The organism is Pseudomonas cyclaminis (assembly GCF_015163715.1).
GTDB lineage: Bacteria > Pseudomonadota > Gammaproteobacteria > Pseudomonadales > Pseudomonadaceae > Aquipseudomonas > Aquipseudomonas cyclaminis.
Genome location: NZ_JADDUM010000302.1, coordinates 1 through 6445, shown reverse-complemented (window position 1 = coordinate 6445; position 6445 = coordinate 1). Strand labels below are relative to the sequence as shown.

Sequence of the window (6445 nt, the reverse complement as noted above, 5' to 3'; positions counted from 1 at the left end):
CCCCTGCAATAGCGTGGCGGCAAGCTTGACCTGCTGATTGCCCTTGATGTCTTCGGTGCCGATGTTCAGCAAGGCCACACGCGGCCGGGCCACACCCAGCGCCTCGGCGGCCACCGAGCCCATCACGGCAAACTGGAACAAGTGCTCGGCACTGCAATCCACGTTCGCGCCCAGGTCCAGCAACTGGCAATAGCCTTTTTGCGTTGGAATCGCTGCAACCATCGCCGGCCGGTCAATGCCGGGCAGCGTCTTGAGCACATGCCGCGACAACGCCATCAACGCTCCGGTATTACCGGCACTGACACAGGCTTGCACCTTGCCATCACGCAATAATTCCAGGGCCACGCGCATTGAAGAGTCAGGCTTGCCGCGCAGGGCCGTCGCCGGCTTGTCATCCATGCTGATGGTTTCGCTGGCCGGCGTAATCGTCAGGCGCGCGCGATCCACAACCGGATGGCTGGCAATCAATTCTTCAAGGAGTGAGGGTTGACCGACAAGGGTCAGGTGCAGCGAGGGCGTAGCAATCAGGCTGGCAATGCAGGCCTGAACAATGCTGCGGGGACCGAAGTCCCCGCCCATTGCGTCAATCGCGATGACTTGAGCAGACAAGTGATTACTCGTCAGCGCCCTTGTCGATCACTTTACGGCCACGGTATACGCCTTCTGGCGATACGTGGTGACGCAGGTGAATTTCACCGGTGGTTTTTTCTACAGACAGAGTGCTCGCCGTCAGGGCATCGTGCGAACGACGCATGTCACGGGCGGAACGGGATTTTTTGTTCTGCTGAACAGCCATAATTGATTAACTCCTAAACGTTTGGGTCACGCTTTAACTGCGCCAATACACTGAACGGGTTGGACCGCGTTACCTCGTCCTCGCTCGGTTCGGCCTCGTCATCGAGACCCTCCGGCTGCTGGCATTCTTCCGGATGATGAGCAGGCACAATGGGCAAGGCGAGCAGAAGCTCCTCCTCGATCAGTGCATGCAGATCCAATGGATCTTCGCCCAGTTCCAGCACGTCATAACCTTTCGGCAACGACTGGGTATTCGCACCCTCCTTCACCACAGCGTAACTGCATTCGCTGTGAATCGGCAGGGTGACCAGCTCAAGACAACGCTGGCAAACCATTTTGACCTCGGTGTCGATAAAACTGTGGATTACCACAGATTTACGTTCATCTCGTTCAAAAACGAATTTGGCCTGCACCGTACCGACAGTGTCGGAAAGCGGGTCGCAGAGTCTCTCCAAATCGGCCAGCAGCAATTCACCTTGAAGGGAAGTGCCACGATCAGCCAATTTGCGCGGGTCAACGTGAGGTGGAATCGGGTCATTCAACATAGGCGCAGCATTATAGGGATGCACCCAGCCATGTCAAAGGAAATTCAGCCCTGTGCGTCAGCCGGTCGCCCCGCTAGAATCGGCGGCTGCCTTGAGGAGTCGTATATGTTGCCTTTATTACTCGCTTCCAGCTCGGTTTACCGCCGGGAATTGCTCAGCCGCCTGCACCTGCCGTTCACCTGCAGCTCGCCGGATATCGACGAAAGCCACGGTGCACATGAATCCGCAGTGGAGCTGGTCAAACGCCTGGCAGAAGAGAAAGCCCGCGCCCTCGCCGCCCGTCATCCTGGCCACTTGATTATCGGCTCGGACCAAGTCGCTGCGCTGGACGGCCGCATCATCGGCAAGCCGCACACGTTCGAAAACGCCCGCGACCAGCTCCTGGCCGCCAGCGGCAAGCGTGTGAGCTTCCTCACCGGCCTTGCATTGCTTAACAGCGAGACCGGGCACTGCCAGGTGGACTGCATCCCCTTCACCGTGCACATGCGCGAGCTGGATGCAGCGCGCATTGAACGCTACCTGCGCCTTGAGCAGCCGTATGACTGCGCGGGCAGTTTCAAGGCAGAAGGACTGGGCGTGAGCTTGTTCCAGAGCACCGAAGGGCCGGACGCCACCAGCCTGATAGGACTGCCGCTGATCCGCCTGGTGGACATGCTACTGGCTGAAGGCGTGCCAATCCCCTGAACACACCCCCTCCCACATTTTGATCCAGGCCTGACTTGAGACCTCAGCGCAGCGTCGGGCCCTGGAAGCCCATGTACAGCGCAAGCTTCTCAGCCACGCTGGCACCGAGCTTCTTGGAGAAGCGATCAAACGGCGATTCCTCAACCGTGAAATCCACCAGCTCCTTCTCGCCAATCACGTCCCGCGCCACCGAACTGGCACTGCCCAGGCCATCGATCAAGCCCAGCGGCAACGCCTGCTCGCCGGACCACACCAACCCGGAGAACAGCTCCGGATGGTCTTTATCCTTCAAACGATCACCACGCCCCTGCTTCACGCTGGCTATGAACTGGCGATGAGTAGTATCGAGCACGCCCTGCCAGAATTGGGTTTCATCGGCCTTTTGCGGCTGGAACGGATCCAGGAACGACTTGTGCTCGCCCGACGTATAGGTGCGACGCTCAACGCCGAGCTTCTCCATGGCGCCGACAAAGCCGTAACCGGCTGCCGTCACACCAATGGAACCCACCAGGCTGGCCTTGTCGGCATAAATCTGGTCAGCAGCACTGGCAATGTAATAGGCACCCGAAGCCCCCAGGTCGGAAATCACTGCGTACAGCTTGATATCCGGATGCAGGCCGCGCAGACGCCGAATCTCGTCATACACATAACCCGACTGCACCGGACTGCCGCCGGGGCTGTTGATGCGCAGGATCACGCCTTTGACCTTGGGATCCTCGAAGGCAGCACGCAGGCTGCCGACGATGTTATCGGCGCTGGCTGGCTCCTTGTCGGCAATCACACCGCGCACTTCGATCAACGCGGTGTAGTTGGCGCCACGGGTTGCGCTTTTCTCCATATCCATCAGCGGACTGAACAGCGCCAGCATGAGCAACAGATACGTGAAGGTCAGCAGCTTGAAGAAAATCCCCCAGCGCCGTGCGCGACGCTGCTCCTGAACGCCAGCCAGGAGGGTTTTCTCCAGCAGCTTCCAGCTTTTGTCGTCACTACTTCCAGCCTTTTCAGGCGCTTTCCACTCGTCACTCATGCCATCAACCCCAGCAAAGACTTATTGGGCCCGACTCAGCCAGGCCTGCAATTCGGAAAAATGATCAATCGTCAGCCTGGGCTCGTATTGCTGCAAGGCCTCGGCCGCCTGGGCGCCATAGCTGACCGCCACGCTGTCCATGCCAGCATTGCGCGCCATCATCAGGTCGAAGGAGGCATCGCCCACCATCAGCGCCTGGCGCGGCGACACACCGCAATGAGCGAGGATCTGCTCCAGCATCAGAGGGTGAGGTTTGCTGGCGGTTTCATCCGCTGCGCGGGTGATGTCGAAGTAGTTTTCCCAGCCATGAGCCTTGAGCACTCGATCCAGCCCGCGCCGGGCCTTGCCAGTGGCGACAGCCAAGTGATAACCCTCGGCGCGAAACGCCTCCAGAGATTGCACAACGCCCTCAAACAGCGGCGAGGGCTCAGCTTCCAGCGCAATGTAGTGATCAGCGTAATGTTCGCGAAAGGCGATCAGCTCAGCGTCACTGATTTCGGGGTACAGGGTACGGATCGCTTCAGGCAGGCCCAGACCAATAATGCCCTTGACTGCCAAGTCGCTGCACAACGCAAAGCCTGAGCGGGTGGACGCCATATGCATCGACTCAACAATGCGACCAATGGAGTTGGCCAGCGTCCCGTCCCAATCAAAAATCAGTAGCTTGTATTCAAGGTGCGACACTCAAACGCTCCACGGTCTTGGCCCACATCTCGTCCACCGGCGCCTGCAACTTCAGTTCGCCACCATCCGGCAGCGGCACAGTCAGCATGTAGGCATGGAGAAACAGGCGCTTACCGCCCAAATCCCGAATTTCCTTGGAAAAGTCTTCGTCGCCGTATTTGGTATCGCCAGCGATGCAGTGGCCCGCATGCAAGGTGTGCACACGAATCTGGTGGGTACGGCCAGTCACCGGCTTGGCCTCGACCATGGTGGCGAAGTCACCGAAGCGGCGCAGCACCTTGAACAGGGTCAGGGCTTCTTTACCCTCCTCGTCCACTTCAACCATACGCTCGCCGGAACGCAGGTTGCTCTTCTGCAACGGTGCACGAACGCTTTTGATGGAGCTGGCCCAGTTGCCACGCACCAGCGCCATGTAGCGCTTGTCCACGCCATCACCACGCAGGGCGGTGTGCAGGTGGCGCAACATGCTGCGCTTCTTGGCAATCATCAACAGCCCGGAGGTGTCGCGGTCCAATCGATGGACCAACTCCAGCTCCTTGGCATCCGGGCGCAACTGGCGAAAGGCTTCGATCACCCCGAAGGTCAGGCCGCTGCCGCCATGGACCGCGATGCCGCAGGGCTTGTTGATCACGATGAGCTTGTTGTCTTCGAAGACAATCGAGGCTTCCAGGCGTTGCAGCAGGCCTTGGGCCAGGGGCACGGGTTCGTCCCGTTCAGGCACGCGTACCGGCGGCACACGGACGATATCGCCCGCCTGCAGCTTGTACTCGGGCTTGATCCGACCCTTGTTCACGCGCACTTCGCCTTTACGCAAAATGCGGTAAATCAAGGTCTTGGGCACGCCTTTGAGCCTGGCCAGGAGAAAGTTGTCGATGCGTTGGCCGGCATATTCCGGCGAGACCTCAAGCAGCTGGACGCTGGGGGTCTGGGGGGCGGTAGTCGTCATGGCGGCGATGATAACAATTTTTTATGGAATTGAAGCACTTAATCATTGCTGCTATAGTCGCGAACGCCGCCAAAAGCGGCCTGGACAGAGGACTTGCGGCAAACTGCCGGCCCTGACCATCGCAATTCATCAGGACGCGAGGCCGTCCTACGGGGCTTTCGCCACCCTGGAAGGTTCGAGATTGTAACAAGCGCAGGTGACATGAGGCCTGAAGCGAGTGCAGAAAGCAGAGTGAATACTCGCGTTCTGCGCCGATATTTACGGCCAGTTCACAAAGTGCAGTCAGTCTTGTGCCAGACCACGGCGAATGCTTCGGAAACAACGCCTGTTAAGAGCTGAGTGTGAGCGCAGTCGCCCACATTCAGTCTTGTTTAGCCATGAGCGTGAACTCCCCATTGGAGAACACGGTAAATGCCAACCCGCTGCGGATTCTGCGCGCGGCAGCACCCGAATTATCAGGGATACGTGTAGGGTGGAGATGCACAACCGTCGGACCGTGTAGCACTAGGCTTATATTTAGACGCTTCATCTCGTCCACAGTCGCCGGTTGATTCCTCCTCCTGACCTTAGCTTTTGTTGAAGTGGTGCCTTTGTCACCACCGCTAACAAGCAGGACGCGTCCGTCGCGATACCGGCCCACATTGGCCGATTTTGCTGGACACTGGAGTGGCCAACCACTCTTGACGCACCTGACACCGACCGTGAGAAGTCGTGTGTGCCGAACGCCGTTTCCGGCAGCCCGGAAACCGACGGTACAACATGAAAAGAATGCTGATTAACGCAACTCAACCCGAAGAGTTGCGTGTTGCACTGGTAGATGGCCAGCGCCTCTACGACCTGGACATCGAATCCGGTGCACGCGAGCAGAAGAAGGCCAACATCTATAAAGGCCGTATTACTCGCATCGAACCAAGCCTTGAGGCTGCCTTTGTCGATTTCGGCTCCGAGCGCCACGGCTTCCTGCCCCTCAAAGAAATCTCCCGAGAATACTTCAAGAAAGCTCCTGAAGGCCGCGTGAACATCAAGGACGTCCTGAGCGAAGGCCAGGAAGTCATCGTCCAGGTCGAAAAAGAAGAACGTGGCAACAAGGGCGCAGCCCTGACCACTTTCATCTCCCTGGCCGGCCGTTACCTGGTGCTGATGCCGAACAACCCACGTGCCGGCGGTATCTCCCGTCGCATCGAAGGCGAAGAACGCAACGAACTGCGTGAAGCGCTGAACGGCCTGATCGCGCCGGCCGACATGGGCCTGATCGTTCGCACTGCCGGCCTGGGCCGCAGCAGCGAAGAAATGCAGTGGGACCTCGACTACCTGCTGCAACTGTGGACCGCCATCAAAGAAGCGTCCCTGGATCGTTCCGCGCCGTTCCTGATCTACCAGGAAAGCAACGTGATCATCCGCGCCATCCGCGATTACCTGCGCCAGGACATCGGCGAAGTGCTGATCGACAGCGTTGAAGCCCAGGACGAAGCCCTGACCTTCATCCGCCAGGTGATGCCGCAGTACGCCAGCAAGATCAAGCTGTACGAAGACAGCGTTCCGCTGTTCAACCGTTTCCAGATCGAAAGCCAGATCGAGACCGCCTTCCAGCGCGTGGTCGAACTGCCTTCCGGCGGCTCCATCGTGATCGACCCGACCGAAGCCCTGGTGTCCATCGACATCAACTCGGCGCGTGCGACCAAAGGCAGCGACATCGAAGAAACCGCCCTGCAGACCAACCTGGAAGCGGCTGAAGAAATCGCCCGCCAGTTGCGCCTGCGTGAT

The 6445-nt window shown here is 58.9% G+C and carries 8 protein-coding genes; 2 read left to right on the top strand and 6 right to left on the bottom strand.

Annotation, left to right across the window (positions count from 1 at the left end):
• The 3 genes from IQK56_RS28950 to IQK56_RS28940 form a co-directional block, all read right to left on the bottom strand.
• A partial coding sequence (locus tag IQK56_RS28950; RefSeq protein WP_193901923.1) for a phosphate acyltransferase occupies positions 1–609 on the bottom strand: 609 nt, incomplete at its 3' end.
• Positions 610–613: 4 nt separating this feature from the next.
• A complete protein-coding gene (rpmF, locus tag IQK56_RS28945; protein ID WP_008152339.1) occupies positions 614–796 on the bottom strand; it encodes a 50S ribosomal protein L32 in 183 nt (60 codons plus the stop codon).
• Positions 797–809: 13 nt separating this feature from the next.
• Entirely contained in the window at positions 810–1340 is a 531-nt protein-coding gene (locus tag IQK56_RS28940) for a YceD family protein (protein ID WP_032886799.1), read from the bottom strand.
• Between the two features lie 105 nt (positions 1341–1445).
• Between IQK56_RS28940 and IQK56_RS28935 the strand changes: the two genes are divergently transcribed.
• The gene (locus IQK56_RS28935; RefSeq protein ID WP_193862331.1) at positions 1446–2024 is read left to right on the top strand and encodes a Maf family protein; all 579 of its coding nucleotides are present in this window, start codon (positions 1446–1448) and stop codon (positions 2022–2024) included.
• Between the two features lie 43 nt (positions 2025–2067).
• Here IQK56_RS28935 and IQK56_RS28930 read toward each other — a convergent pair whose 3' ends face one another.
• The 3 genes from IQK56_RS28930 to rluC are packed head-to-tail and all read right to left on the bottom strand — an operon-like array spanning position 2068 to position 4681.
• Positions 2068–3051, bottom strand: a complete 984-nt coding sequence (locus tag IQK56_RS28930) for a S49 family peptidase (RefSeq protein WP_122306485.1) — start codon at positions 3049–3051, stop codon at positions 2068–2070.
• Positions 3052–3072: 21 nt separating this feature from the next.
• Positions 3073–3735 carry an HAD-IA family hydrolase gene (locus IQK56_RS28925; protein ID WP_193862330.1) on the bottom strand — a complete coding sequence of 221 codons (663 nt, stop codon included), beginning with the start codon at positions 3733–3735 and terminating at the stop codon, positions 3073–3075.
• The gene (gene rluC / locus IQK56_RS28920) at positions 3722–4681 is read right to left on the bottom strand and encodes a 23S rRNA pseudouridine(955/2504/2580) synthase RluC (protein WP_071483181.1); all 960 of its coding nucleotides are present in this window, start codon (positions 4679–4681) and stop codon (positions 3722–3724) included. Before rluC ends, IQK56_RS28925 begins: the two co-directional genes overlap by 14 nt.
• Before the next feature lie 759 nt (positions 4682–5440).
• Here rluC and IQK56_RS28915 point away from each other — a divergent pair.
• Positions 5441–6445 (top strand): Rne/Rng family ribonuclease (locus IQK56_RS28915; RefSeq protein ID WP_193901922.1); only part of this gene is annotated, 1005 nt, incomplete at its 3' end.